A 24,982-nucleotide genomic window follows, 5' to 3' on the forward strand; every position below is an offset into this window, starting at 1 on the left:
GGGCATCCGCTGCGGCGGCTGCGTCCGTCTCGCGGTCAGGCTGCCGCGACGCGCTCCCGGAGCTGCCGCTTGGCGCGTCCGAGCATGCCGGTCATTCCACGCACGCGGAGCGGCGACACCGCCTCGCCGAGGCCGAGCGACTGCGGGTAGTCGTCGGGGATGCCGAACACCTCCTCGGCGGTGAGCCCCTCGAGGCCCTGGGCGAGGATCGACGCGAAGCCCCGGGTCGTCGGCGACTCGGCGGGCGCGGTGGCGTGCATGTGCACGAGCCCGTCGTCGTCGAGCTCGACGAAGATGTACACGGGCGACTGGCATTCCAGCACCCGCTCGAGCAGGTCGGGGTGGTCGGCGTATCGCGTGGGCAGCTCGGGCAGCTCGTTCGAGAACTCGAGCAGCAGCTGCAGGCGGTCCTTCACGCCGAGCGCGAGGAAATCCTCGCGGGTCTCGGCGAGCCGGGCGGGCAAGGTCATGGCATCCATCGCCTCCATTCTCGCACCAATGGCGACCGCGCTCGGCCGGCGCCGAACGTCAGCGCGCGGGCGCTTCGCCCCGCTCGTGGCCCGTCGCGATCGGGACGCGCACGGCGCTGCCCCACTCAGTCCACGAGCCGTCGTAGTTGCGCACGTTCTCGAAGCCCAGCAGGTGCGTCAGCACGAACCAGGTGTGGCTCGAGCGCTCGCCGATGCGGCAGTACGCGATGACGTCGTCGCCCGCGGCGAGCCCGACCTCGCCGCGGTAGATGGCGTCGAGTTCCTCGCGGGTCTTGAACGTGCCGTCGGGTGCGGCGGCACGGGCCCAGGGCACGGATGCCGCGGTGGGTATGTGCCCGCCGCGCAGCGCGCCCTCCTCGGGATAGGCGGGCATGTGCGTGCGCTCGCCGGTGTACTCCTCGGGCGAGCGCACGTCGATGAGGGGCTTGCCGAAGTGCGCGAGCACGTCATCCTTGAATGCGCGCACGACCGCGTCGTCGCGCTCGACCACGGGGTACTCGACCGGGGTGACCTCTGGGGCGTCTGTCGTGATCGGGCGACCCTCGGCGATCCACAGGTCGCGCCCACCGTCGAGCAGGCGCACGTCGTCATGGCCGAACAGCGTGAACACCCACAGGGCGTAGGCCGCCCACCAGTTGTTCTTGTCGCCGTAGATGACCACGGTCGTATCCCGGGCGATGCCCTTCGAGCCGAGGAGCGCGGCGAACTGCTCGCCGTTCAGGTAGTCGCGCACGACGGGGTCGTTGAGCTCGGTGTGCCAGTCGATCTTCACGGCGCCGGGGATGTGCCCGGTCTCGTAGAGCAGGACGTCCTCGTCGGACTCGACCACGACGAGGCCGGGTCGCCCGAGGTGTTCGGCGAGCCAATCGGTGCTGACGAGACGCTCGGGATGCGCGTACTCGGCGAACTTGGCGGCGGAGTCGAACTCGGCGGACATGGAACCTCCAGGGATCGTCCGGTCGGACGGGGGTGTGCGGGGAGCGGACTAGGCTGTTGACCTGTCCACCTCGAATCTACGCGGCGTGCGGGTGGAAGTCAGCATGCCCGACATCCGGTGCAACACGGGAGCCCCTCCAGATGACCACGGCTTCGAGCCATGCCCTCGTCCGACTCGTCGAGCGGAACCCGTCGATCTCCGCGGCCGAGATCGCGTCGGAGCTCGTCCCGCCGCCGCAGTTCGAGCACGCCTCCTTCGCGTCGTATCGGCCCGATCCCGACCACCCTTCGCAGCAGGCCGCCCTCGATCGGCTCAAGGAGTTCGCCGGCGCCTGGCGGGCCGCGCAGCGGCCCGGGGGCTTCTTCTCGCGCAAGCGGCCCGCACGCATCGAATTGCCGGGCGTCTACCTCGACGGGGGCTTCGGCGTCGGCAAGACGCACCTCCTCGCCGCACTCTGGCACGTCGCGCATGGCCCCAAGTACTTCGGCACCTTCATCGAGTACACGGCCCTCGTCGGCGCCCTGGGTTACGCGCAGGCCGTCGAGCTCCTCCGCGGTGCCCGCCTCATCTGCATCGACGAGTTCGAGCTCGACGACCCGGGCGACACCATGCTCATGACGCGTCTCCTCGGCGAGCTCATGGCCGGTGGCACGCGGGTCGCCGCCACGAGCAACACGCCGCCGAACGCGCTCGGCGAGGGTCGCTTCGCCGCCGCCGACTTCCTGCGCGAGATCCACGCACTCTCGGCGAACTTCGAGACCCTCCGCATCGACGGACTCGACTACCGCCGCCGCGACATCCAGGGGCATGCCGAGACGCTCACCGACGAGGCGGTCGCCCACGCCGCCGACGCGCTCTCTGGTCGCGGCCACCGCGTGTCGCTCGACCGGTTCGACGCCCTCATCGCCCACCTCGCGACCGTGCACCCGTCGAAGTACATCAAGCTCATCGATGGGCTCGAGATCATCGCGCTCCAGGGCGTGCACGAGCTGAACGACCAGAATGCGGCGCTGCGCCTCGTCGCGTTCATCGATCGGGTCTACGACGCCGAAGTGCCCATCGTCGCGAGCGGACTGCCGCTCGACCGGGTCTTCGACGACGAGATGATGGGCGGCGGGTACCGCAAGAAGTACCTCCGCTCGATGAGCCGCATGATCGCGCTCACCGCGGGCGAGCTGCCGCCCCACGACTGACTCGCAGGGGATCTCACATGGATTCCCATGCCAGCCGAAATGTGCTGTTTACGTGAACGCCGCGTCCGTAACATCATCGAAACACTTCGCGATCCCTCTCGAAACGTCCCGTCATGAGACTGGGCGGCACAGGTTCCCACCCCTGCAAATCTGAGAGAGGTTCGAGATGGATCAAGGCAACACGGCGTTCCTTCTGATAATGGCGGCTCTCGTGCTGCTCATGACCCCGGGACTCGCATTCTTCTACGGCGGCCTCGTGAAGGCGAAGAGCGTCATCAGCATGATGATGATGAGCTTCGGCGCCATCGGCCTCATCGGCGTGCTGTGGGTGCTGTACGGGTACGCGATCGCATTCCCCGGCGCTGACGGCCTGGTGCCGCCATGGTCGATCGACTGGTCGGCGCTCGGGCTGTCGAGCCTCCTCGAGACGCCCGAGGACGCGGCGTACCCGCCGCTCGCCTTCGTCGCGTTCCAGGCGACCTTCGCGATCATCACGGTCGCGCTCATCTCGGGCGCCATCGCCGACCGCGCCAAGTTCGGTGCGTGGATGATCTTCGCCGGCGTGTGGGCGACGCTCGTCTACTTCCCCGTGGCGAGCTGGGTGTTCAACTTCGGCCTCGCCGACGACGGGTCGTTCGCATACGGCGGGTGGACCACCTACGGCATGCAGGAGTTCTTCGGCGTCGGCGTACTGGACTTCGCGGGCGGTACCGCGGTGCACATCAATGCCGGTGCTGCGGCGCTCGCTCTCGCGTTGGTTCTCGGCAAGCGCGTCGGATTCCAGAAGGGCGCGCACGTCCCGCACAACCCGCCGTTCGTGCTCCTCGGCGCCGGCCTGCTGTGGTTCGGCTGGTTCGGCTTCAACGCGGGTTCGGAGCTCGCCGCCGACGGCACTGCGGCCGTCGCATGGATCAACACGCTCGCCGCTCCCGCTGCGGCGCTGCTCGCGTGGCTCGTGGTCGAGAAGATCAGGGACGGCAAGCCCACGTCCGTCGGCGCCGCTTCGGGTGCCGTCGCCGGTCTGGTCGCCATCACCCCGGCCTGTGCGTTCGTGACGCCGTCCTGGGCGATCGTCCTCGGCATCATCGCCGGCGCCGTGTGCGCCCTCGCGATCGACCTGAAGTTCAAGTGGGGCTTCGACGACTCGCTCGACGTCGTGGGCATCCACCTCGTCGGCGGCCTGATCGGTACCCTCTACCTCGGCTTCTTCGCCAACGGCACGGGCCTCATCTACAGCGGCGACGCGACGCAGCTCCTGGTCCAGGCGATCGCCGCCCTCTCGGTGCTCGTGTACTCGTTCGTACTCGCCTACGCCATCGGCTGGATCATCCAGAAGACGATCGGCTTCCGCGTGAAGAACGAGGATGAGATCGCCGGCATCGACACCATCGTCCACGGTGAGGAGGGCTACAAGCTCGAGACCGTCTAGACCGGCCGGTCTTCGGTCCCTGAGCTCGTCGAAGGGCCGCGAGGGCGGTGGGGTAGTGTGCGGGTGTGCCAGACACCAGCCGCTTCCTCACCGCCCTCGGGCGTGTCATCCGGTCCTTCTCGGCGGGACGCTCCGGGGCTGCGAGGACGGATGTCGCGAGCCGCGCGTCGACCACGACCGGCGTGCTCTCACCTGGGCAGGCGGGACCCGACGCTACGATCGAGCTGGACCCACGCGCCATCCGCCGCGTGCGGCTCGCCTACGCGCCGGCGCGCGACGGCGAACCCGACCCGGGCGAGATCGTGTGGACCTGGGTGCCGTACGTGGAGAACGACGGGCGCGGCAAGGACCGCCCGGTCGTGATCGTTGCGACATCCGGCTCAGGGAATTTCCTCGCGGTGCAGCTCACGAGCAAGCCGCGCGACGGCGATCGTGACCACGTGCCGCTCGGCGACGGCGCCTGGGACACCGAGGGCAGGCCGAGCTGGGCGCGCATCGATCGTGTCTTCCGCGTGCGCGCCGGCGGCATGCGCCGGGAGGCGGCATCGCTCGACGCGGAGCGTTATGCGCGGCTCGCGTCGGCGCTCCGCGAGCGGTACGGCTGGCACTGACCCGACCCGGAAGGGCGTGGCGGCTCGCTCAGTGACGCGGCGGTCGGTGCTGTTAGCCGCGCGGCCCCCTCATCGCCGCCGTGGACCCCAGCGGGCACGGGGGAGACGGAGAACGCCCCCAGTGGAGTGGGGGCGTTCGTGGGCGATGCCGGGCTCGAACCGACGACCTCTTCCGTGTGAAGGAAGCGCGCTACCAGCTGCGCCAATCGCCCATCAGGGTGCGGCTCGAACTCGTCGCCACCGCGGGTTCGATACTAGCCGACAGGGGCAGGCGAATGCACATCGGAACGGACCGCCGGACGGTCGACGGCGATGACACGCCCGGAAGCCGGGACGGATTGGCCTGATGACCGAGCCGAACGAGCCAGGCGACCCCCTCGGTTTGTGATTCGTTCATCCAATCCGTTAGAGTCTCTCTGTCGCTGAAACACGTGACAACGCGGATGTGGCGCAGTTGGTAGCGCATCACCTTGCCAAGGTGAGGGTCGCGAGTTCGAGTCTCGTCATCCGCTCTGATCAGGCCGGCGCAAGCCGGTTTGTTCGTTGGTGGTGAACCCAAGCAACGGTGGATTGGCCGAGAGGCGAGGCAGCGGCCTGCAAAGCCGTATACACGGGTTCGAATCCCGTATCCACCTCCAAGCCGAGTCCTCGCACTCGACTCGGGCGATTGGCGCAGCGGTAGCGCGCTTCCCTGACACGGAAGAGGTCACTGGTTCGATCCCAGTATCGCCCACCAGACGTGAACGGCCCCGATCCACTGATCCGGGCCGTTTCCCGTTCCGGAGAGGCGGAGTTTCCGGGGCTGGCGGACGTCGGGCCTTACGGCAGAGGGGACACCCCGCTGCCCGCGATACGCTGCACCGGATGGCCCCCCGTCATTGGGGCGGACGGGCGTTCGCAGGGTGCGCCATGGCGATGGGGGGATCATGCCGCCGGCACGGAAACTCGCGACAGTGACGTTCACTGCGGCCGGACTCGCGCTCCTTGCAGCCTGCGTCGGTTCCGCGCGAACCGGTGACCGGGATTCCGGGGGTCAGCCGACACCGGCTGCCGCCGCGCTGACGTTCACGGCATCCGGCGACATCGGGGCGACCGCGGAGTCGGCGGAGACGCTCGAGCAGATCCGTTCACTCGACCCCGATCTGCACCTCGCCCTCGGTGATCTCTCGTATGGCGGGACCGGAGAGGAGGGCGTGTGGTGCGAGTTCGTCACGGAACGGGTCGGCGCAGGCATCCCGTTCCAACTCCTGTCGGGCAACCACGAATCCGACGGGCGTAACGGTGACATCGACGCCTTCGCGGACTGCCTGCCGAATCGCCTTCCCGGCCTGGCCGGCGAATACGCCCGGCAGTACTCCCTCGACGTTCCTGCGGACACCCCGCTCGTGCGGTTCGTGATGATCTCGCCCGGCCTCACCTTCAGTGATGGCCCGTGGTCGTACGCCCCCGGGTCCGAGCGCTTCGAATGGACGAGGGAGGCCATCGAGGGCGCGCGCGAGGCCGGGATCCGATGGGTCGTCGTGGGCATGCACAAGCCATGCCTCTCGGTCGGGGACTACGGGTGCGACCCGGAACCGGAGCTCATCGACCTCCTCGTCTCCAGCGGCGCCGACCTCGTGGTCAGCGGACACGAACACCTCTACCAGCGGACCGTGCAGCTCGGCCTCGGCGACGCGTGCGCCTCGATCGCGCCCCAGCGCATCAGCGGGGCGTGTGTGGCCGATGACGGGGCCCCGCTTGATCAGGGCCGTGGCACCGCGTTCGTCACCGTCGGCACCGGAGGGGCGGCGCTGCGCGACGTCCACACCGACGATCCCGACGCGGCGTACTTCAGCGCATGGTCGGGGGCCAATACCGAACCGAGCTGGGGCAACCTCGAGGTCCGCCTCTCGGAATCGCTCCTCGAGGCGGAGTTCGTCGCTGCCGTCGGCTCCTTCGACGACAGGTTCCGGATCGTCGCTCGCGATTGACGAGGCCGGTCACTCACCAACATGCCGGGCCGAAGTCGACGTGCGCCCAGAATGCCGGTCAGAGCTCGTCGCCGGGCAGATCGGCGGCTTGTCGGATCCAAATCGCAATGCGTCCGTCGTCGAACTCGTCGTCCTCCTGGAGATCGAGATAGCGCACTCGCTCGTGCTTGGATTCCCCGGAGGACGGGGATCCAGGCTTGACCCATTCAGCCAGGTCACTCGCACGTACCGGGTGAAGCAGTGGTAGCTGAGGAACCATCCGTTGCCTTCGATGCCGTAGTGCGGCGAGTTCCAGCGCACCGCCATGCGGACATCGGGGACCGTCCGCACGACGAGGTCGTGCAGGCGCTGACCAACGTGCTGTTTCCAGCCCGGCATCGCACGGAGATACGCGTTGACGGGCTCGTCGCCGTCGCCCTTCGGGATCTGCGGGTTGCCGCCGGCCAACAGTCGCGGCTCCGCTGAGGTCTGCTCTGCCATACGCGGGATGCTAGTCCTCCTCGCACGGAGCCTCCGACGTTGGGCGTCGAGTCCGAGATGAGCCGGGTGCCGCAGCTGCCGCGTCGGCGTGCCACGACGCCATTCAGGCGGAGCTGGAATCCCGTGACGTCGCCGCGATCGAGGTGTCGCGTCCTTCGAGGTCGTCCCGGCCGGCGGCGACGCCTACCAGGCGACCGGGGCCGCGGTCTTCGAGGGCACCGACGGATCGACGCACCATGCCGACGCACGATGCACGGTCAGGGCCGACGACGGCTCGTTGCGCGCGACGGCCATTCGGATCCAGGACTGGCGCTACTTCTCGGCCGCCACGTCGTCGAACACGACCTCGGTCGCGTTGACGCGGCGGTCTTCCACCGGGGTCGGGGCCTCGAGGTGCAGGGCACCGCTCGGCACGATGCCGGGACACCTCGCGCGGTGTGCTGGGGTGATCGGCAGAGTCGGCCACGGCCGGCTCCTGGTGCAGATGCTCGCGAGCTCGGGAGCCGCCCCCGCGATTGCGAGCCGAAGCTCCTTGGTGCGACGCGCCGGCCGGATGAACCAGCCGTTGTCGCGCAGGTGGCGATTGATCTCTCCCGAGATCGCCTCTCGCCTCCTTCGCCCGCCGAACGGCGCCGTCGCGTGAGGCCCCTCCCCGGCAGAGAAGTATCGAGAATCGCTTCTCGAGACACGATTGCCAGAAGCGAGAAGACGCGCGAGGCGTGAGCCGCGGCGGGTGGCGTGATCCGGTCGCACTACAGTTGAAGGGTTCGTCTCGACTCACAGGGAGTGGATCACAGTGGCCGACGGCTTCGAGCTCTTCACTGATCGATCCGTTGTCGCGATGCGCGTCAACGGCGAGCTCAAGGACCTCGCCACGACGGTGACCGACGCCGATGTCGTCGAGCCCGTGACGATCGACTCACCCGACGGCCTGAGCATCCTTCGGCACTCGACCGCGCACGTGCTCGCGCAGGCCGTGCAGGCGGTGAACCCCGAGGCGAAGCTCGGCATCGGCCCGCCCGTCACCGACGGCTTCTACTACGACTTCGACGTGACCGAGCCGTTCACGCCCGACGACCTCAAGGCCCTCGACAGGGAGATGGCCCGCATCGTCCGCTCGGGGCAGCGGTTCGTGCGGCGCGTCGTGTCCGACGACGAGGCCCGCGCCGAGCTCGCGAACGAGCCGTACAAGCTCGAGCTCATCGGGCTGAAGGGCCACGCGACCGGCACCGAGCAGTTCGAGGAGAGCGAGACTGTGGAGGTCGGCGGCGCCGAGCTCACGATCTACGACAACGTCGACCCGAAGTCGGGGGAGACCGTCTGGAAGGATCTCTGCCGCGGACCGCACCTGCCGAACACCCGGACGATCGGCAACGGCTGGGCGCTCTCCCGGGTGGCGGCCGCGTACTGGCGCGGGTCCGAGAAGAACCCTCAGTTGCAGCGCATCTACGGCACCGCATGGCCGACGAAGGACGAACTTCGGGTCCACCAGCATCGCCTCGAGGAGGCGGCCAGGCGCGATCACCGCAAGCTCGGCACCGAACTCGACCTCTTCTCGTTCCCGGAGGAGATCGGGTCGGGCCTGCCGGTCTTCCACCCCAAGGGCGGCATCATCAAGCGCGAGATGGAGGACTACGTCCGCCGCCGCCACATCGAGGAGGGCTTCCAGTACGTCTCGACGCCGCACATCGCGAAGGCGCACGTCTTCGAGCTGTCGGGCCACCTGCCGTACTACAAGGACACCATGTTCCCGCCGATGGAGCTCGAGAACAGCGAGTACTACCTGAAGGCGATGAACTGCCCGATGCAGAACCTCATCTTCCGGTCGCGCGGCCGCTCCTATCGCGAGCTGCCCCTGCGCTTCTTCGAGTTCGGCACCGTCTACCGCTACGAGAAGTCGGGCGTCGTGCAGGGGCTCACCCGGGTGCGCGGACTCACCCAGGACGACTCGCACAGCTACGTCACGCCCGAGCAGGCGCCCAGCGAGATCGAGCACCTCCTCGACTTCGTGCTCGGCCTGCTGCGCGACTTCGGGCTCGACGACTTCTACCTCGAGCTGTCCACCCGCGACGCGGACTCCGACAAGTTCAAGGGCTCCGACGAGCAGTGGGAGGACGCGACGGACGTCCTGCGCGAGGTCGCCGAGGCATCCGGGCTCGAGCTCGTGCCCGACCCGGGCGGCGCCGCCTTCTACGGGCCGAAGATCTCGGTGCAGGCGCGCGACGCCATCGGCCGCACCTGGCAGATGTCGACCATCCAGTACGACTTCAACCAGCCCGAGGGCTTCGGCCTCGAGTACACCGCGGCCGACGGCACGCACCAGCAGCCGGTCATGATCCACTCGGCGAAGTTCGGCTCGATCGAGCGGTTCTTCGGCGTGCTCACCGAGCACTACGCAGGCGCGTTCCCGGTCTGGCTCTCGCCCGTGCAGGTGGTCGGCATCCCGGTGGCCGACGAGTACGCCGAGTACCTCGGCGGCATCATCGACGAACTCCGTCGCGCGGGCGTGCGCGCCGAGCTCGACACGAGCGACGACCGCATGCAGAAGAAGATCCGAACGCACACCCAGCAGAAGGTGCCCTTCCAGCTCATCACGGGCGAGATCGACCGCGCCGGCGCGACCGTGAGCTTCCGGTTCCGCGACGGCAGCCAGGAGAACGGCGTGCCGATCGCAGAGGCCGTCAGGCGCATCCTGGCGGCCATCGACGATCGCCGCCAGGTGATGACGAAGGACGATCTCTGACGTGGGCGCCTACCAGGCCGACGAGTTCGAGGGCGTGCCGACGGATGCCGCGGCCGACATCGCCGGGGTCCCCGACGCGTTCCAGCGGCTCTGGACCCCGCATCGACTCGTCTACATCCAGCACGGACAGCAACCCAACGAGCACGCCTGCCCGTTCTGCCGCGCGCCCGAGCTGAGCGACGAGGAGTCGCTCATCGTCGCGCGCGGCACGCACGCGTTCGTGCTGCTCAACCTGTACCCCTACAACAGCGGTCACCTGCTCGTGTGCCCATACCGCCACGTCGCCACGTACGACGAGGCGTCGCCCGAGGAGGTCGCCGAGATCGGCGAGCTCACCCAGGTCGCCATGCGCGTCGTGAAGCAGGTCTCGAGGTGCGACGGCTTCAACATCGGCATGAACCAGGGTCGCATCGCCGGCGCGGGCATCGCCGAGCACCTGCACCAGCACATCGTGCCGAGGTGGGCGCTCGATTCCAACTTCTTCCCGATCATCGCCGGAACGAAGGCGCTGCCGCGCCTGCTCGGCGAGGTCCGGCACGAGATCGCCGAGGCCTGGCCGGCCTGACCACCCGGCGCCGGGCGCGGCATCCGTTGGCCACCGTGTCCAGTGAGCGGCACCACGACTTCCATCGCGGCGTCTGCCGCCCTCACCCCGACGATTAGGATTGACCCATGACCGAGCACTCCGTCCCCGCGCCCGCCGCCACCTCGCAGACCGGCTCGAGCCGCGTCAAGCGCGGCCTCGCCGAGATGCTGAAGGGCGGCGTCATCATGGACGTCGTCACGCCCGAGCAGGCGCGCATCGCCGAGGACGCCGGCGCCGTGGCGGTGATGGCGCTCGAGCGCGTGCCCGCCGACATCCGCGCGCAGGGCGGCGTCGCCCGCATGAGCGACCCCGACCTCATCGAGGCGATCATCGCCGAGGTCTCCATCCCCGTCATGGCGAAGGCGCGCATCGGGCACTTCGTCGAGGCGCAGGTGCTGCAGGCGCTCGACGTCGACTACATCGACGAGTCCGAGGTGCTCTCGCCCGCCGACTACGTGAACCACATCGACAAGTGGCAGTTCAACACCCCGTTCGTGTGCGGTGCCACCAACCTCGGCGAGGCGCTGCGCCGCATCAACGAGGGCGCCGCCATGATCCGCTCGAAGGGCGAGGCCGGCACGGGCGACGTGTCCGAGGCCACCAGGCACATCCGCAAGATCACGGGCGAGATCAACCAGCTGAAGTCGATGACGCGCGACGAGGTCTACGTCGCCGCCAAGGAGCTGCAGGCCCCCTACGAGCTCGTGCTCGAGGTCGCCGAGACCGGCAAGCTCCCGGTCGTGCTCTTCACTGCCGGTGGCGTCGCGACGCCGGCGGATGCCGCGATGATGATGCAGCTCGGCGCCGACGGCGTCTTCGTGGGCTCGGGCATCTTCAAGTCGGGCAACCCCGAGCAGCGCGCCGCAGCCATCGTCAAGGCCACCACCTTCTACGACGACCCGTCGGTGATCGCGGATGTCTCGCGCGGCCTGGGCGAGGCCATGGTCGGCATCAACGTCGGCGACCTCGCCGCTCCGCACCGGCTCGCCGAGCGCGGCTGGTGACGACGCTCCGCAGCGAATCGATCGGCGCGGGGGAGACGGCTGCGGTCGGCCCCCGGGTCGGCGTCCTTGCGCTCCAGGGCGACTTCCGCGAGCACGCGCACCTGCTGGCGCGGCTGGGCGCCCACGTGTCGCTCGTGCGTCGGCCGGAGGAGCTCGCGACAGTCGACGGCCTGGTGATCCCGGGCGGCGAGTCGACCGTCATGGACAAGCTGTCGCGCGCCTACGGACTCGCCGAGCCGTTGAAGCGCGCCATCGCCGGCGGCCTGCCCGTGTACGGCACCTGTGCCGGCCTCATCATGCTCGCCGACACGATCCTCGATGCGATCGCCGGCCAGCAGACGCTCGGCGGGCTCGACGTGGTGGTGCGGCGCAACGCATTCGGCTCGCAGAACCAGTCGTTCGAGACCGATCTCGACATCCCCGCGCTCGGCGACGAGCCGGTGCACGCGGTGTTCATCCGCGGGCCGGTCGTCGAATCGGTCGGACCGGCGGCGACGCCGCTCGCTGCCCTGCCTGACGGACGTGTCGTCGCGGTCGAGCAGGGCAACCTCCTCGGCACCAGCTTCCACCCCGAGATCACGGGGGAGTACCGCTTCCACGAGTACTTCCTCGGGACGGTGCGAAACCGTACGCTGAACGGATGACTCGGTACATCGCGCTCCTGCGCGGCGTGAACGTGGGCGGCATCACCATCCGCTCGGCGGACCTGCGGGAACTGTTCGAGGGACTCGGGTTCGACGGCGTGCGCACCGTGCTCGCGAGCGGCAACGTCGCGTTCACGGCCGAGGGAGCGGATGCCGCGGCGCTCAAGTCCCGCATCGAACGCGCGCTCTCCGACCGCTTCGGCTACGACGCCTGGATCGTGCTCATCACGCACGACGACCTCCGGGCCGCCATCGACGGATTCCCCTTCGATGCCGAGGACGCGCACCGGCAGCCGTACGTCGTCTTCACCTCGGAGCCAGCCGTGCTCGACGAACTCCTCGATGACCCCGGCCGCTTCGACCCCGACGTCGACCCGATCGCCGGCGGGCACGGCGTCGTCTACTGGAATCCGGTGAAGGGCACCACCGTCGACACTCCCTTCGCCAAGCTCCTCGGCAGGGCGAAGTTCAAGCCGACGACCACCAACCGCAACCTCCGTACGCTGCACAAGCTCGTCGACTGACGTCGCGACCTCGTTTCGGGGATGACCCGGAGGCGATCGGCCGCGGCATCCGCTTCGCTGGAGGTCATGACCGAACGCCTTCCCTCGACCGGCGCGCCCGCCGCGCCCGACGCCCCCGCCACCCCCTGCCGCAGCGACGAGGTGGTGCTGATCCACCTGGTGTTCCGCCGACTGTTCGGCGATGCACCGGGACTCGTGCGCGACGTGGCGCCCGGCGATGTCGATCGGGCGGCCTTCCTGGCCCGGCACCTGCTCGGCCTCACCGAGATGCTGCACACGCACCATCGCGCGGAGGACGCCTTCTTCTGGGACCGGATGGCCGAGCGCGCGCCCGCGTGCGGACTGCACGTGACCGCCATGCGCCGCCAGCACGAGGCGCTGTCCGACGAGCTCGACGTCGTCGACGCGCTCGTCGACGACTGGAAGGCCGAAGCCGACGTCATCGCCGCCGAACACCTCGCGGTCGCGCTCGACCAGGTCGATCGCGCGCTCGCCGTGCACCTCGACGACGAGGAGCGCGACGCCTTCCCGGTGCTCGACGAGGTGTTGAGTGAGGTCGAGTGGGACGAGATCAGCGCCGAGGTGGGGCGTGAGCGGCCGGCGCTTCCGCTGTTCCTGCTGGTCGGGCTGATCATGGACAGCCTCCCCGAGAGCGAGCGCGACGCGTGGATTGCACGCGAGCTGCCCTGGCCGATGCGCGCGGCGTACCGGCTGGTGGGCCGGCGGAGCTACGAGCGACAGCTGCAGCGCCTGCGCCCCGCCGCGTCCTCGCCGAAGGGCTCCCGTCCGCTGGCTTAGAATGTCGGGGTACCGACCACCCAGACGGGAGACACATGTCCGGGCATTCCAAGTGGGCGACGACCAAGCACAAGAAAGCGATCATCGACTCGCGCCGTGCGAAGTCGTTCGCGAAGCTCATCAAGAACATCGAGGTGGCCGCCAAGATGGGCGGCGCCGACCTCTCCGGCAACCCGACGCTCGTCGACGCCGTGCAGAAGGCGAAGAAGACCTCCGTTCCGAACGACAACATCGACCGTGCCATCAAGCGCGGCGCCGGGCTCACCGGTGAGTCCATCGAGTACACGACCATCATGTACGAGGGCTACGGGCCGAACGGCGTCGCCCTCCTCATCGAGTGCCTCACCGACAACCGGAACCGCGCCGCCGCCGAGGTGCGCACGCTCATGACCCGCAACGGCGGCACGATGGCCGACCCGGGCTCGGTCGCCTACAACTTCGCGCGCAAGGGCGTCATCGTCGTGCCGGCCGACGGCACGACCGAAGACGACGTGCTCGCCGCCGTCCTCGACGCCGGCGCCGAGGAGGTCACCGACGAGGGCGAGACCTTCGAGGTCATCACCGAGGCATCCGACATGGTGGCCGCCCGCACCGCACTCCAGGCGGCGGGCATCGACTACGACTCCGCCGACGCCGCGTTCGTGCCCAACCTCAAGGTCGAGATCGACGCAGACACCGCACGCAAGGTGTTCCGGCTCATCGACGCCCTGGAAGACAGCGACGACGTGCAGAACGTCTACAGCAACTTCGACCTGTCGCCCAAGGTCCAGGCCGAGCTCGAGGCCGAGGACTAGGCCGTCGCCGTGCGCGTGCTCGGCATCGACCCCGGCCTCACGCGCTGCGGCGTCGGAGTGGTCGACGTCGAGCCGAACCGCACCGCGCGGCTCGTCGACGTCGTCGTGCTGCGATCGCCCGCCGGCCTCGACACGCCCAGGCGACTGGCCCGCATCGCCGACGGGATCGAGGCGATCCTCGATGAGCATCGTCCGGAGGCGGTCGCGCTCGAGCGGGTCTTCGCGAGGTCGGATGTCTCGACCATCATGGGCACCGCCCAGATCTCGGGCGTGGCCATGCTCATCGCCGCGCGCCGGGCGCTGCCCGTGGCCATGCACACGCCGAGCGAGGTGAAGGCTGCGATCACGGGCTACGGGCGCGCCGACAAGGCGCAGGTCGGCGCGATGGTCGCGCGAATCCTCGGCCTCGATGCGGTCCCGAAGCCGGCGGATGCCGCCGATGCGCTCGCCCTCGCCATCTGCCACGCCTGGCGCACCGGGGGAGTGGCGGGCGCTGCGATGGTCGAGGCGGGATCGGCGACGACGGCGGATGCCGCGGCGCCCACGCCGGCTCAGCGCGCGTGGCTCGCCGCGGAGCGTTCCGCCGCCGTGTCGGGGGCGGCCCGTAGGCTGAAGGAGTGATCTCCTCTCTTCGAGGCCGCGTGCTCGCCGCGGCCGGCAGCTCGATCGTGATCGAGGTCGGCGGCGTCGGCCTCCACGTGAACGCCACGCCCGCGCTCGCGCTCGCGAGCCGCGAGGGCAGCGACCTCACGGTGCACACGAGCCTCATCGTGCGGGAGGACGCACTGACGCTGTTCGGCTTCGCGACGCGCGACGAACTCGAGGTCTTCGAGCTGCTGATCGGCGTCACGGGCGTCGGCCCCAAGTCGGCGCTCGGGGTGCTCTCGGCGCTGTCTCCCGAGCAGGTCGCCGCCGCGGTGCAGGCCGACGACGACGCCGTGTTCCGCAAGGTCAGCGGCATCGGGCCGAAGACCGCGAAGCTCATCACGGTGTCGCTCGCCGGCAAGCTCGTCGCAACGACGACGAGGCGGGCGCCGGCCGCGATCAGCACCGGCGGCGTGGCCGAGAGCGTGCTCGCCGCGCTCACGGGCCTCGGCTGGTCGGAGCGCGTGGCGGCCGAGGCCGTCGAGGAGACCATGGCCGCGGCATCCGACACCGAGACCGCGTCCGTGCCGGCGCTCCTGCGCCTCACGCTGACGCGACTCGGTCCCGCGCAGCAGGCCGGACGGGCGCGATGACCCGCAACGAGACCGGCGAGGACGACCTCGACCTCACCGATCCCAAACTCGCGTCCGAGGCCGAGCTGGCATTCGAAGGCGCGCTGCGTCCGCGCAGCCTCGCCGAGTTCGTCGGCCAGACCCGCGTGCGCGGGCAGCTGCAGCTCCTCCTCACGGCGGCCACCCTGCAGCAGCGCACGCCCGACCACATCCTGCTCGCCGGGCCTCCCGGGCTCGGCAAGACGACGCTCGCCATGATCGTCGCGCACGAGGCCGGCCGACCCCTGCGCATGTCGAGCGGGCCGGCGATCCAGCACGCCGGAGACCTCGCGGCCGTGCTCAGCTCGCTCGTGCCGGGCGAGGTGCTCTTCATCGACGAGATCCATCGCATGGCGCGCTCGGCCGAGGAGATGCTCTACCTCGCCATGGAGGACTTCCGCATCGACATCATGGTCGGCAAGGGCGCAGGCGCCACGTCGGTGCCGCTCGATCTCTCGCCGTTCACGCTCGTCGGCGCCACGACGCGTGCGGGCCTCCTGCCCAACCCGCTGCGCGACCGGTTCGGATTCACCGCACACCTCGAGTTCTACGACGAGGCCGAGCTCGAGCAGGTGCTCGCGCGGGCCGCCTCGATGCTCGGACTCGCCATCGACGGCGAGGCGATCGCCGAGATCGCAGGGCGGTGCCGCGGCACGCCCCGCATCGCGAACCGGCTGCTGCGCCGGGTGCGCGACTACGCGCTCGTTCACCCGTCGACCGGTTCGGGGCGGCGCGCCGACGTCGACGCGGTCCGCGCGGCCCTCGACCTGTATGACGTCGACGCGCTCGGGCTCGACCGGCTCGACCGCGCGGTCATGCAGATCATCCTCACCCGCTTCGACGGCGGCCCGGTCGGCCTCAACACCCTCGCCGTCTCGGTCGGCGAGGAGGCCGAGACCATCGAGGCGGTCGTCGAGCCGTTCCTGGTCCGCATCGGACTCATCACGCGCACCCCGCGCGGCCGGGTCGCCACGCCAGCGGCGTGGCGGCACTTCGGGCTGCCGAACGGCCCGTCGGAAGGCGCAGCCACCCTTCCCATCGATGACCTATAATCCTTGGAGGCTTCGTCCTCAACGCCGTCGACTTCGTGCGGCATGCCGCACACCGGAAGGTTCCAACCCCTCATGACGTTCGATCCGTTCACCATCATCATGCTCGCCGTTCTGGCGGTGCTGATCTTCTTCATGTTCCGCAACTCGCGCAAGCGGCAGGCCGACGCGCGCGAGTTGCGGACGAAGGTCCAGCCGGGTGCGAAGGTGATGACCAACTTCGGCGTCTTCGGCACCATCCTCTCGATCGACGAGGACGAGAACCAGGTGCTCCTCGAGACTTCGCCCGGCACGGTACTCACCGTGCACCGCCAGGCGGTCGCGCGCGTCGTCGAGCCGGTAGCGGCCGCCTCCGCGACCGAGGTGGAGCCGGTCGCGGGCGACGGTGAGCCCGAGTACGGCGAGCGTGTCGACGACACCCCGACCGACGAGACGCCCGACACCAAGAAGTCGGACGACTGAGGCTCCCCACCGAGGCTCGGCCCGCGCGTGATCGCGCGGGCTCTTGCAGAGAAAGCAGAACACGTGGCTGCACCATCGAAGCGGTCATCGAGGCCGACCCCCGTTCGCAAGGCCTGGCGATCCCTCACCTGGCTCGGCGTCATCATCGTCGGCCTCTTCGCCATCAACGCGGCGGGCGTCATCTGGGGCGGCGGATCGTGGACGCCGAAACTCGCGCTCGACCTCGAGGGCGGCACCCAGATCATCCTCGAGCCCCAGGTCGAGACCGGCGCGTCCGTGTCTCAGGAGCAGCTCGACCAGGCGGTCTCGATCATCCGGCAGCGCGTCGACGCGTCGGGCGTCGCCGAGGCCGAGATCAACACCGAGGGCTCGAACGTCGTCGTCCGCATCCCAGGTGAGCTCGACGACCAGACCCGCAACCGCATCGAGTCGTCGGCCAAGCTCGAGCTCCGCGCCGTGCTGCTCGCGGATGTCGCGACCAACCAGTCCATCGACCCCAGCGCGAGCCCCGAGCCGACCGAGCCCGCCGAGGAGCTCGAGTCGACGCCGACCGCCGAGCCGACCGACGGCAGCGACCTCGCCTGGGTCACGCCGGCGCTGCAGGACCAGTTCGACAACTTCGACTGCGCCGCGCTCGACGAGGCGGACGCCAACGTCGCGCCCGCCGATGAGCCGCTCGTCACCTGCGACGTCGCGCGCAGCGTGAAGTACCTCCTCGGCCCCGTCGAGGCGAGCGGCGAGAACATCGTCGACGCCACGAACGGCATGGTGACGACCCAGACGGGCGCCAGCACCGGACAGTGGGCGGTCAACATCCAGTTCGACGAACAGGGCACCGAGGACTTCGCCGCGGTCTCGACGCGCCTCTACGGCCTCCAGGCCGAGGGTGCGAGCCCGCGCGACCAGTTCGCCTTCGTGCTCGACGGCGCGGTGCTGACGGCGCCGCAGATGAACGGGGCCATCACCGACGGTCGTCCCCAGATCACCGGCAGTTTCACGCAGGAGTCGTCGAAGACGCTCGCCGACCAGCTGAAGTTCGGCGCCCTGCCGATCAGCTTCACGGTGCAGTCATCCGACACGATCTCGGCCACGCTCGGTACCTCGCAGCTGCAGTCGGGCCTCATCGCAGGCCTCATCGGCCTCATCCTGGTCGTGATCTACACGCTCTTCCAGTACCGCGCCCTCGGCTCGGTGACGATCGCCTCTCTCGCGATCGCGGCACTCATCACCTACCTGATGATCACGATCCTGTCGTGGCGCGAGGGCTATCGCCTCTCGCTTGCCGGTATCGCGGGTCTCATCGTCGCGATCGGCTTCACCGCGGACTCGTTCATCGTGTACTTCGAGCGCGTGCGCGACGAGATGCGCGACGGCCGTTCTCTGGTCGGCGCCGTCGAGGCCGGCTGGAAGCGCGCGTTCCGCACCATACTCGCCTCGAAGGGCGTCAACCTCCTCGCCGCGGTCGTGCTGTTCATCCTCGCGGTCGGCAGCGTGAAGGGCTTCGCCTACACGCTGGGCCTCACCACGATCATCGACGTGGTTGTCGTGATCCTGTTCACGCACCCGATGCTGCAGCTGCTCGCGCAGACCAGGTTCTTCTCGAGCGGCAACCCCTGGTCGGGCCTGGACCCGAACGCGCTGGGCGCGGTCTACCGCGGTCGGGCGGAGTTCCGCAAGCCCGTCGCGGTTCCCGCGACCAAGGTCGCGTCGAGCTCGAAGGAGGCGCAGAAGCGCCAGACCATCGCAGAACGCAAGGCCACCGCGGGCGTCGGCAGCGGCACGGGCGAAGGCAAGGAGTCCTGATGGCCAACCGGCTGACCACATTCGGCAACGACCTCTACGCGGGCAAGCGCTCATTCAACTTCGTCGGCGGCCGCAACAAGTGGTACGCGATCGCGGCGGTGCTGATCATCCTGTCGGTGCTCGTCCCCGTGCTCCGCGGCGTCAACTTCAGCATCGAGTTCCGCGGCGGATCGCAGTTCCAGATCGCCGGCATCGAGAACGCGGAGCCGGGCCCCGCGATCGACGCCGTGGCATCCGTGGTACCCGACGCGGCCACGCACGTGACCATCGTCGGCGGCGATGGCGTGCGCGTGCAGACCGACCAGCTCGAGCAGTCCGAGTCGCGCGCCGTCACCACGGCCCTCGCCGAGGCCTACGACGTGCCCGAGTCCGAGGTCACGTCATCGTTCATCGGCCCGAGCTGGGGAGCGGATGTCACGAGGCAGGCGCTCGTGGGCCTCGCCGCGTTCCTCCTGCTGGCGGCCATCATCATGGCGCTGTACTTCCGCACCTGGAAGATGTCGCTCGCGGCGATCCTCGCGCTCCTCGGCGATCTCATCGTGACCGTCGGCATCTACGCCGCCGTCGGCTTCGAGGTCAGCCCCGCCGCGACCATCGGCATCCTCACCATCCTCAGTTACTCGCTGTACGACACCGTCGTGGTCTTCGACAAGATCCGCGAGAACACCTCGGAGGACGGCATGGAATCGCGGCGCACGTTCGCCGAGTCCGTGAACCTCGCCGTGAACCAGACGCTCGTGCGCTCGATCAACACGAGCGTGGTGGCGGCCCTCCCGGTCGCCGCGATCCTCTTCATCGGCGCCGGCGTGCTCGGAGCCGACACGCTCCGCGACATCTCGCTGGCGCTGCTCATCGGCATCATCGTGGGCACGTGGTCCACCGTGTTCATCGCCGCGCCGTTGTACTCGCAGCTGCGCGAGGGCGAGCCGGCGATCAAGCGCCACGACCAGAAGGTGCTGAAGGAGCGCGAACGCGCAGGCGCGTCATCCGACACCTCGGCGGAGGCGGTGCCGACCGGATGACGTTCGCCTCGGGCGAGCGTGGCGCGAACCAGGGCTCGGAGCGGCGATAATTGAGTCTCGGAGGTGTGCGCATGACTGAGGCGGGAGTCAACTCGACCGCTTCGCTGCGCCGTCTGGTGCCCCGCATCTTCTCGCGGGCCCAGCCGTCGGGTGCCGTCGAGACGCTCATGCGCACCGTGCGGATGCACCACCCGAAGGCCGACCTCGTACTGGTCGAGCGCGCCTACACCGTCGCCGAGCGCGCCCACGAGGGGCAGAAGCGAAAGAGCGGCGAGCCGTACATCACGCACCCGATCGCGGTCGCCCAGATCCTGGCCGATCTGGGTATCGGCCCGAAGACGATCGCCGCGGCCCTCCTGCACGACACCGTGGAGGATACGGCGTACACGCTCGACCAGGTGCGCGCGGACTTCGGCGACGAGATCGCCATGCTGGTCGACGGCGTCACGAAGCTCGACAAGGTCAAGTACGGCGACTCGACGCAGGCCGAGACGGTGCGGAAGATGATCGTGGCGATGTCGAAGGACATCCGCGTGCTGATCATCAAGCTCGCGGATCGCCTGCACAACGCCCGCACCTGGGGATTCGTGCCCGCCCAGTCGGCGACGCGCAAGGCCACGGAGACCCTCGAGATCTATGCCCCGCTCGCCCACCGCCTCGGCATCCAGGCGATCAAGCTCGAGCTCGAGGACCTCTCGTTCGCGGTGCTGTATCCGAAGCTCTACGCCGAGATCGAGAGCCTCGTGAGGCAGCGCACGCCGCAGCGCGAGGAATTCGTGCAGAACGTGATCGACTTGGTCACCGACGATCTCAAGGCCGCGAAGATCCGCGGCAAGGTGATGGGGCGGCCCAAGCAGTACTACTCGATCTACCAGAAGATGATCGTGCGCGGCCGGGACTTCGACGAGATCTACGACCTCACCGGCATCCGGGTGCTCGTGAACTCGGTTCGCGACTGCTACGCCGTGCTCGGCGCGATCCACGCGAGGTGGACACCACTGCCCGGGCGATTCAAGGATTACATCGCGACGCCGAAGTTCAACCTCTACCAGTCGCTGCACACGACGGTCATCGGGCCGAAGGGGCGGGCCGTCGAGATCCAGATCCGCACCCACGACATGCACCAGCGCGCCGAGTTCGGCGTCGCGGCGCACTGGAAGTACAAGGAGCGGATGAACTCGGGGCGCACCACCGAGATTGCGGGCGCCAACGAGACCGACATGGCGTGGCTCGCGCACATCTCCGACTGGCAGGCCGAGACCGCCGACCCGGGCGAGTTCCTCGACTCGCTGCGGTTCGAGATCGGCGCGAAGGAGGTTTACGTCTTCACGCCGAAGGGCCGTGTGATCGGCCTGCCGGCAGGCGCGACCCCGGTCGACTTCGCGTACGCCGTGCACACCGAGGTCGGCCACCGCACCATGGGGGCGAAGGTGAACGGCCGCCTCGTCCCGCTCGAGAGCGAGCTGAACAGCGGCGATGTGGTCGAGGTGTTCACCTCGAAGAACCCCGACTCCGGTCCGAGCAAGGACTGGCTGACGTTCGTCAAGAGTCCCCGTGCGCGGAACAAGATCCGGCAGTGGTTCACCAAGGAACGCCGCGACGAGGCGATCGAGCAGGGTCGTGACGCGATCGCCCGCGCGATGCGCAAGCAGAATCTCCCGCTCCAGAAGCTCATGAGCCAGGAGTCGTTCGCCGAGGTCGCCGCGCTGCTCAAGTACGACGACGTCTCGTCGTTGTATGCGGCGGTCGGCGAGGGGCACATCTCCACCCAGTCGGTGCTCGAGAAGGTCGTCGCCCTCGTGCGGGATGTGGAGGAGGGCGACGAGCCCGAGCTGCCGATCCCGGTGCGGTCGCGACCGCTGCCGCGCAGTTCGGACTCGGGCGTGCTCGTGCGCGGCGCACCCGACATCCTCGTGAAGCTCGCCCGCTGCTGCACGCCCGTGCCGGGCGACGAGATCGTCGGCTTCATCACGCGCGGCTCGGGCGTCTCGGTGCACCAGGCCAACTGCCACAACGTGCAGGGCCTCATGCGCGAGCCCGAGCGCATGATCGACGTGGAGTGGGCGCCGAGCTCGAAGAGCGTGTTCCTCGTGCAGATCCAGATCGAGGCGCTCGACCGCGCGGGCCTGCTCTCCGACGTCACGCGCGTGCTCTCTGAGCATCACGTGAACATCCTCTCGGCGAACGTGTCGACCTCGACCGACCGGCTCGCGTTGAGCCGCTTCGTCTTCGAGATGGGCGATACGACGCATCTCGACCGCGTGCTGAACGCCGTCCGGCGCATCGACGCCGTGTACGACGTCTACCGCGTGAGCGACGGCTGACGGAGTTCACCCTTCGGGGCCGCCGCCTCGGCGCGACCGAGGCGTGAGAGTGCAAGCGACTTGTGCGGCATGCGGGTCGCGGCGTCCAGTCGGGCATGCAGGGCAGACGTGAGCCAGGGCCGGTCCGCGATGAGCGCGGTCACCACCGCCTCGCCGCCGGTCGCGTCGTAGTCGGGGTCGCGCAGAACGTCGAATCCGGTGCGCACGACGGACGTACAGCGGATGCCGCCGAGGTCGACGATCTCGGACTCGTCGATCTTCACCTCCCGCACGGACATACGGGGCTCGCCGAGCACCGCGATGCGCGCGCTGTGCGGCACGCAGAACTGGGCGACCGAAGGCGGGACGGGCAGGGCGCCGTGCACCCACGCGGCGGACCTCCGTTCGATGACGAGGGGACGCGGCATCCTGAGCGCGACGACCGCGGCACGGAAAGCCGGCAGGTCGGGCTCGTCGATCGGCGCCCAGCCGTCGTCGATCGCGAACAGCTCGCCGTCGAGGCGTGCCGCGCAGAGCTCGGCGATGGGGAGATCGACGGTGCCGAGCACCATGGGAAGCCTGGCCATTCGCCCATGCTCGGGCACCGCCCCGCCTCAGGACGGGTCGGTGGGCTCGACTGTGGAGAACCCGGCCGGGTCGACGCATCCGCGGACGAGTCGGGCCCGTCCCGGCGACAGGCCCGCGACAGACTCAGCCGCCGACCGCCTTCAGCCATGCCCGGCGCGCGTCCAGGGCCTCCCGCGCGGCGTCCGCCGCGCGCCGGTCGCCCGCGGTCTCCGCGGCGGCCAGCTCCGACTCGAGCTTGGCGATGGCGTCCTGCAACTGGCCGAGCATGCCCTCGGAGCGGGCCTTCTTCTCGGGGTCCTCGCGCTCCCATTGCTGGTCCTCGAGCGAGCGCACGTGCGTCTCGACCTTGCGCAGGCGGTCCTCGACGGGCCGCACCTGGTCGCGGGGCACGCGACCGATGTCGTCCCAGCGCCGCTGGATGCGGTTGAGCGCGGCGCGGGCCGCCTTGGGATCCGTCTCGGCGAGCAGTTTCTCGGCCTCTTCGAGCAGCGCGAGCTTCTCGGTGAGGTTGGCGCGATACTCCTCGTCCTCCTTGGCGTCGACCTCGGCCTTCGCTTGGAAGAGCACGTCGCCGGCGGCCTTGAACCGGGCCCACAGGGCGTCATCGACCTTCTTGCCCGCGCGGCCGGCCTGCTTCCACTCGTCGAGGAGGCTGCGGTAATCGGCCACGGCGTCGGCGCCGCGCGGGGCGAGCGCCTCTGCACGCTCGATCAGGCGCTGCTTCCTGGCGCGCACGTCGCGGTGCGCCGCGTCGAGTTCCGCGAAGAACGCCTTGCGGTGTTGCTCGATGGTGGAACGGGCCGTGCGGAAGCGTTTCCAGAGCTCGTTGGCCTCGTTCTTCGGCAGGCGCGGGCCCTCCTGCTGGTGCTGCTGCCAGCTCGCGAAGAGCGCGTCGAGCTCGGCTGTCGCCTGCTTCCACTGCGTCTTGGCCGGATCCTGTGCGGCGAGCGACTCGGCCCGCTCCACGATCCGCGTGCGCTGCGCGATGGCCTCGCCGATGGCGGCCTTGGCCTCGGCCTGCTGCTGCTCCGTGAGTTCCTTCGTCGTGCCCGACAGGGCCTCGAGCCGACGGGCGAGCGATTCGAGGTCGCCGACCGCCTTGGCAGCGGCGACCGACTCGCGCAGGGAGGCGACGGCCTTCGCGACATCCGCCGCCGGTGCCCCACGGCGGACGCGCTGCTCGAGGAGTCCGACCTGGCCGGCGAGGTCGGCGTACTTGCGCTCGAAGTAGGCGAGCGCCTCTTCAGGCGTCGCGTCGGGGTACTGGCCGACCTCGCGCTCGCCGTCGGCGGTGCGTACGAAGACGGTGCCCGTCTCGTCGACGCGGCCCCACGGTTGCTGCTCTGAATCGGTCACGGCCTCACCCTGTCGTGGTCGGATGCCGCCCGCGGCGGCGATGACGGCATCAAGCCTATTGCACCGCTCGCGGGCGGCGCCGGACGTCACTCGATCGTGAACCCGGCGATCGTCACGGCCACCGCAGGTGCCCCGTCGGTCGCTCCATCGGCGGTGCCCGCGTCGGTGATCCCCGCTCGCAACTCGTCGAGTCCGTTCGTGACGCGGCCGACGACGGTGTAGCCGCCGGCCTCGTCGGGGGTCAGTGTGGTGTCCTCGTAGACGATGAAGAACTGGCTGCCGTGGCTGTAGCCGTCCAGGGGTTGGCGAGCCATCGCGATGGTGCCGGCCGGGTAGAGGTTGTCGGCCGGCGCGTTCTCGACCGGGCCGTAACTGTACCCGGGACCGCCGGTGCCGTCGCCGACCGGGTCGCCGCACTGGAGCACCCAGATGTTGTCCTTCGTCAGGCGGTGGCAGGTCGTGCCGTCGTAGAAGCCCGACTGGATGAGGCTGATCTCGCTCGAGACGGCCTGCGGGGCGGCCGCGCCGTCGAGTTCGACGCCGAGCGGGATGTCGTTGAGCGTGAGCGTGCCCGTCCACGTGCGGCCTTCGGCGATGTCGGCCGAGGGGACGTCGCCCTCGTTCTCGCCGGCGGGCGGAGTCGGCGTGGCGGTCGGCTCGGCCTCGGGCGTGCCCGGGCCGCCGTTGAAGTAGAGCAGCTGGGCGGCGGTCGCGAGCGCGAGCACGGCGACGACCGCGATGACGTTGTCCCTGGTGCGTCGGCGCTGCTTGCGGGCGTGCACTTCCTGGCGGGCCTGGTAGGTGCGGAGGCGCGCTCGTTCCTCGCGCGCCTGACGGTCGTTCGATGCCACGCATGCTCCTTCTCGGGACTCCTGCGTGCCGACTCTACGCAAGGCCCGGTTTCGGCACCAATCGCCCCGGAGGGGGCGGACTTCGGTG

General features: G+C 69.4%; 24 protein-coding genes and 4 tRNA genes. 21 read left to right on the forward strand and 7 right to left on the reverse strand.

Annotated features, from left to right (window positions below):
* Nucleotides 1–35 precede the first annotated feature (35 nt).
* Both IEX31_RS05045 and IEX31_RS05050 read right to left on the reverse strand, forming a co-directional pair.
* On the reverse strand, nt 36–479 hold the full coding sequence (locus IEX31_RS05045; protein ID WP_373285501.1) for a SufE family protein: 444 nt from the start codon (nt 477–479) through the stop codon (nt 36–38).
* Nucleotides 480–528: 49 nt separating this feature from the next.
* A complete protein-coding gene (locus IEX31_RS05050; RefSeq protein ID WP_188742365.1) occupies nt 529–1,428 on the reverse strand; it encodes a sulfurtransferase in 900 nt (299 codons plus the stop codon).
* Nucleotides 1,429–1,568: 140 nt separating this feature from the next.
* Between IEX31_RS05050 and zapE the strand changes: the two genes are divergently transcribed.
* The 3 genes from zapE (at nt 1,569) to IEX31_RS05065 (ending at nt 4,661) form a co-directional block, all read left to right on the forward strand.
* On the forward strand, nt 1,569–2,621 hold the full coding sequence (zapE, locus tag IEX31_RS05055; RefSeq protein WP_188742366.1) for a cell division protein ZapE: 1,053 nt from the start codon (nt 1,569–1,571) through the stop codon (nt 2,619–2,621).
* Nucleotides 2,622–2,787: 166 nt separating this feature from the next.
* Complete coding sequence (locus tag IEX31_RS05060; protein WP_188742367.1) at nt 2,788–4,050, forward strand: ammonium transporter; 1,263 nt, start codon at nt 2,788–2,790, stop codon at nt 4,048–4,050.
* A 65-nt stretch (nt 4,051–4,115) separates the two neighbouring features.
* Nucleotides 4,116–4,661, forward strand: coding sequence for a type II toxin-antitoxin system PemK/MazF family toxin (locus IEX31_RS05065; protein WP_229662123.1), 546 nt, complete (start codon nt 4,116–4,118; stop codon nt 4,659–4,661).
* 139 nt (nt 4,662–4,800) lie between these two features.
* Here IEX31_RS05065 and IEX31_RS05070 read toward each other — a convergent pair.
* Nucleotides 4,801–4,873, reverse strand: a tRNA-Val gene (locus IEX31_RS05070).
* Between the two features lie 227 nt (nt 4,874–5,100).
* On the opposite strand from IEX31_RS05070, the gene IEX31_RS05075 reads away from it, so the two are divergent.
* From IEX31_RS05075 to IEX31_RS05090, 4 genes are all read left to right on the forward strand, one after another.
* Nucleotides 5,101–5,173: transfer RNA gene (locus tag IEX31_RS05075), tRNA-Gly, on the forward strand.
* A 52-nt stretch (nt 5,174–5,225) separates the two neighbouring features.
* Nucleotides 5,226–5,299: transfer RNA gene (locus IEX31_RS05080), tRNA-Cys, on the forward strand.
* Between the two features lie 23 nt (nt 5,300–5,322).
* A tRNA-Val gene (locus IEX31_RS05085) sits at nt 5,323–5,397 on the forward strand.
* 217 nt (nt 5,398–5,614) lie between these two features.
* Entirely contained in the window at nt 5,615–6,631 is a 1,017-nt protein-coding gene (locus tag IEX31_RS05090; RefSeq protein WP_188742368.1) for a metallophosphoesterase, read from the forward strand.
* Nucleotides 6,632–6,640: 9 nt separating this feature from the next.
* Here the strand turns inward: IEX31_RS05090 and IEX31_RS05095 are convergent, their stop codons facing one another.
* Nucleotides 6,641–7,111, reverse strand: a complete 471-nt coding sequence (locus tag IEX31_RS05095; protein ID WP_229662124.1) for a DUF1801 domain-containing protein — start codon at nt 7,109–7,111, stop codon at nt 6,641–6,643.
* An 841-nt stretch (nt 7,112–7,952) separates the two neighbouring features.
* Between IEX31_RS05095 and thrS the strand changes: the two genes are divergently transcribed.
* From thrS to IEX31_RS05165, 14 genes are all read left to right on the forward strand, one after another.
* Entirely contained in the window at nt 7,953–9,854 is a 1,902-nt protein-coding gene (gene thrS / locus IEX31_RS05100) for a threonine--tRNA ligase (protein WP_229662135.1), read from the forward strand.
* A 1-nt stretch (nt 9,855) separates the two neighbouring features.
* The gene (locus tag IEX31_RS05105) at nt 9,856–10,419 is read left to right on the forward strand and encodes an HIT family protein (RefSeq protein ID WP_188742370.1); all 564 of its coding nucleotides are present in this window, start codon (nt 9,856–9,858) and stop codon (nt 10,417–10,419) included.
* 107 nt (nt 10,420–10,526) lie between these two features.
* Entirely contained in the window at nt 10,527–11,444 is a 918-nt protein-coding gene (gene pdxS / locus IEX31_RS05110) for a pyridoxal 5'-phosphate synthase lyase subunit PdxS (RefSeq protein WP_188742371.1), read from the forward strand.
* Nucleotides 11,438–12,088 carry a pyridoxal 5'-phosphate synthase glutaminase subunit PdxT gene (pdxT, locus tag IEX31_RS05115; protein ID WP_373285503.1) on the forward strand — a complete coding sequence of 217 codons (651 nt, stop codon included), beginning with the start codon at nt 11,438–11,440 and terminating at the stop codon, nt 12,086–12,088. Before pdxS ends, pdxT begins: the two co-directional genes overlap by 7 nt.
* A complete protein-coding gene (locus IEX31_RS05120; RefSeq protein WP_188742372.1) occupies nt 12,085–12,612 on the forward strand; it encodes a DUF1697 domain-containing protein in 528 nt (175 codons plus the stop codon). The genes pdxT and IEX31_RS05120 overlap by 4 nt, the downstream gene beginning before the upstream one ends.
* Nucleotides 12,613–12,678: 66 nt before the next feature.
* Nucleotides 12,679–13,410 carry a hemerythrin domain-containing protein gene (locus IEX31_RS05125; protein WP_188742373.1) on the forward strand — a complete coding sequence of 244 codons (732 nt, stop codon included), beginning with the start codon at nt 12,679–12,681 and terminating at the stop codon, nt 13,408–13,410.
* A gap of 35 nt (nt 13,411–13,445) precedes the next feature.
* Nucleotides 13,446–14,204, forward strand: coding sequence for a YebC/PmpR family DNA-binding transcriptional regulator (locus IEX31_RS05130; RefSeq protein WP_188742374.1), 759 nt, complete (start codon nt 13,446–13,448; stop codon nt 14,202–14,204).
* A gap of 9 nt (nt 14,205–14,213) precedes the next feature.
* Complete coding sequence (gene ruvC / locus IEX31_RS05135; RefSeq protein WP_188742375.1) at nt 14,214–14,825, forward strand: crossover junction endodeoxyribonuclease RuvC; 612 nt, start codon at nt 14,214–14,216, stop codon at nt 14,823–14,825.
* Nucleotides 14,822–15,442, forward strand: a complete 621-nt coding sequence (gene ruvA, locus IEX31_RS05140) for a Holliday junction branch migration protein RuvA (RefSeq protein ID WP_188742376.1) — start codon at nt 14,822–14,824, stop codon at nt 15,440–15,442. Before ruvC ends, ruvA begins: the two co-directional genes overlap by 4 nt.
* Nucleotides 15,439–16,512, forward strand: a complete 1,074-nt coding sequence (gene ruvB, locus IEX31_RS05145) for a Holliday junction branch migration DNA helicase RuvB (protein ID WP_188742377.1) — start codon at nt 15,439–15,441, stop codon at nt 16,510–16,512. The genes ruvA and ruvB overlap by 4 nt, the downstream gene beginning before the upstream one ends.
* Nucleotides 16,513–16,584: 72 nt before the next feature.
* A complete protein-coding gene (yajC, locus tag IEX31_RS05150; protein WP_188742378.1) occupies nt 16,585–16,971 on the forward strand; it encodes a preprotein translocase subunit YajC in 387 nt (128 codons plus the stop codon).
* Between the two features lie 63 nt (nt 16,972–17,034).
* Nucleotides 17,035–18,774, forward strand: coding sequence for a protein translocase subunit SecD (secD, locus tag IEX31_RS05155; protein ID WP_229662125.1), 1,740 nt, complete (start codon nt 17,035–17,037; stop codon nt 18,772–18,774).
* Nucleotides 18,774–19,796, forward strand: a complete 1,023-nt coding sequence (gene secF, locus IEX31_RS05160; RefSeq protein ID WP_188742379.1) for a protein translocase subunit SecF — start codon at nt 18,774–18,776, stop codon at nt 19,794–19,796. The genes secD and secF overlap by 1 nt, the downstream gene beginning before the upstream one ends.
* Nucleotides 19,797–19,867: 71 nt before the next feature.
* A complete protein-coding gene (locus tag IEX31_RS05165) occupies nt 19,868–22,120 on the forward strand; it encodes a RelA/SpoT family protein (RefSeq protein WP_188742380.1) in 2,253 nt (750 codons plus the stop codon).
* Here IEX31_RS05165 and IEX31_RS05170 read toward each other — a convergent pair.
* The 3 genes from IEX31_RS05170 to IEX31_RS05180 all read right to left on the reverse strand — a co-directional run bounded on the left by IEX31_RS05170 (nt 22,099) and on the right by IEX31_RS05180 (nt 24,894).
* On the reverse strand, nt 22,099–22,686 hold the full coding sequence (locus IEX31_RS05170; RefSeq protein ID WP_188742381.1) for a hypothetical protein: 588 nt from the start codon (nt 22,684–22,686) through the stop codon (nt 22,099–22,101). The genes IEX31_RS05165 and IEX31_RS05170 overlap by 22 nt on opposite strands.
* A 124-nt stretch (nt 22,687–22,810) precedes the next feature.
* Nucleotides 22,811–24,043, reverse strand: coding sequence for a DUF349 domain-containing protein (locus IEX31_RS05175; protein WP_188742382.1), 1,233 nt, complete (start codon nt 24,041–24,043; stop codon nt 22,811–22,813).
* A gap of 86 nt (nt 24,044–24,129) precedes the next feature.
* On the reverse strand, nt 24,130–24,894 hold the full coding sequence (locus IEX31_RS05180; protein WP_229662126.1) for a peptidylprolyl isomerase: 765 nt from the start codon (nt 24,892–24,894) through the stop codon (nt 24,130–24,132).
* Nucleotides 24,895–24,982: the final 88 nt, after the last annotated feature.

This window comes from Agromyces bauzanensis (genome assembly GCF_014645655.1).
In the GTDB taxonomy this organism is placed as follows: Bacteria; Actinomycetota; Actinomycetes; order Actinomycetales; family Microbacteriaceae; genus Agromyces; species Agromyces bauzanensis.

Excerpts from the sequence above, each read along its gene's own strand:
- IEX31_RS05060 (WP_188742367.1), top strand. The coding sequence starts at position 2,788 with ATGGATCAAGGCAACACGGCGTTCCTTCTGATAATGGCGGCTCTCGTG.
- IEX31_RS05120 (WP_188742372.1), top strand. The coding sequence starts at position 12,085 with ATGACTCGGTACATCGCGCTCCTGCGCGGCGTGAACGTGGGCGGCATC.
- yajC (WP_188742378.1), top strand. The coding sequence starts at position 16,585 with ATGACGTTCGATCCGTTCACCATCATCATGCTCGCCGTTCTGGCGGTG.
- zapE (WP_188742366.1), top strand. The coding sequence starts at position 1,569 with ATGACCACGGCTTCGAGCCATGCCCTCGTCCGACTCGTCGAGCGGAAC.
- IEX31_RS05095 (WP_229662124.1), bottom strand. The coding sequence starts at position 7,111 with ATGGCAGAGCAGACCTCAGCGGAGCCGCGACTGTTGGCCGGCGGCAAC.
- ruvB (WP_188742377.1), top strand. The coding sequence starts at position 15,439 with ATGACCCGCAACGAGACCGGCGAGGACGACCTCGACCTCACCGATCCC.
- IEX31_RS05130 (WP_188742374.1), top strand. The coding sequence starts at position 13,446 with ATGTCCGGGCATTCCAAGTGGGCGACGACCAAGCACAAGAAAGCGATC.
- thrS (WP_229662135.1), top strand. The coding sequence starts at position 7,953 with ATGCGCGTCAACGGCGAGCTCAAGGACCTCGCCACGACGGTGACCGAC.
- secF (WP_188742379.1), top strand. The coding sequence starts at position 18,774 with ATGGCCAACCGGCTGACCACATTCGGCAACGACCTCTACGCGGGCAAG.
- IEX31_RS05165 (WP_188742380.1), top strand. The coding sequence starts at position 19,868 with ATGACTGAGGCGGGAGTCAACTCGACCGCTTCGCTGCGCCGTCTGGTG.
- IEX31_RS05050 (WP_188742365.1), bottom strand. The coding sequence starts at position 1,428 with ATGTCCGCCGAGTTCGACTCCGCCGCCAAGTTCGCCGAGTACGCGCAT.
- IEX31_RS05170 (WP_188742381.1), bottom strand. The coding sequence starts at position 22,686 with ATGGCCAGGCTTCCCATGGTGCTCGGCACCGTCGATCTCCCCATCGCC.
- IEX31_RS05125 (WP_188742373.1), top strand. The coding sequence starts at position 12,679 with ATGACCGAACGCCTTCCCTCGACCGGCGCGCCCGCCGCGCCCGACGCC.
- IEX31_RS05045 (WP_373285501.1), bottom strand. The coding sequence starts at position 479 with ATGGATGCCATGACCTTGCCCGCCCGGCTCGCCGAGACCCGCGAGGAT.
- pdxS (WP_188742371.1), top strand. The coding sequence starts at position 10,527 with ATGACCGAGCACTCCGTCCCCGCGCCCGCCGCCACCTCGCAGACCGGC.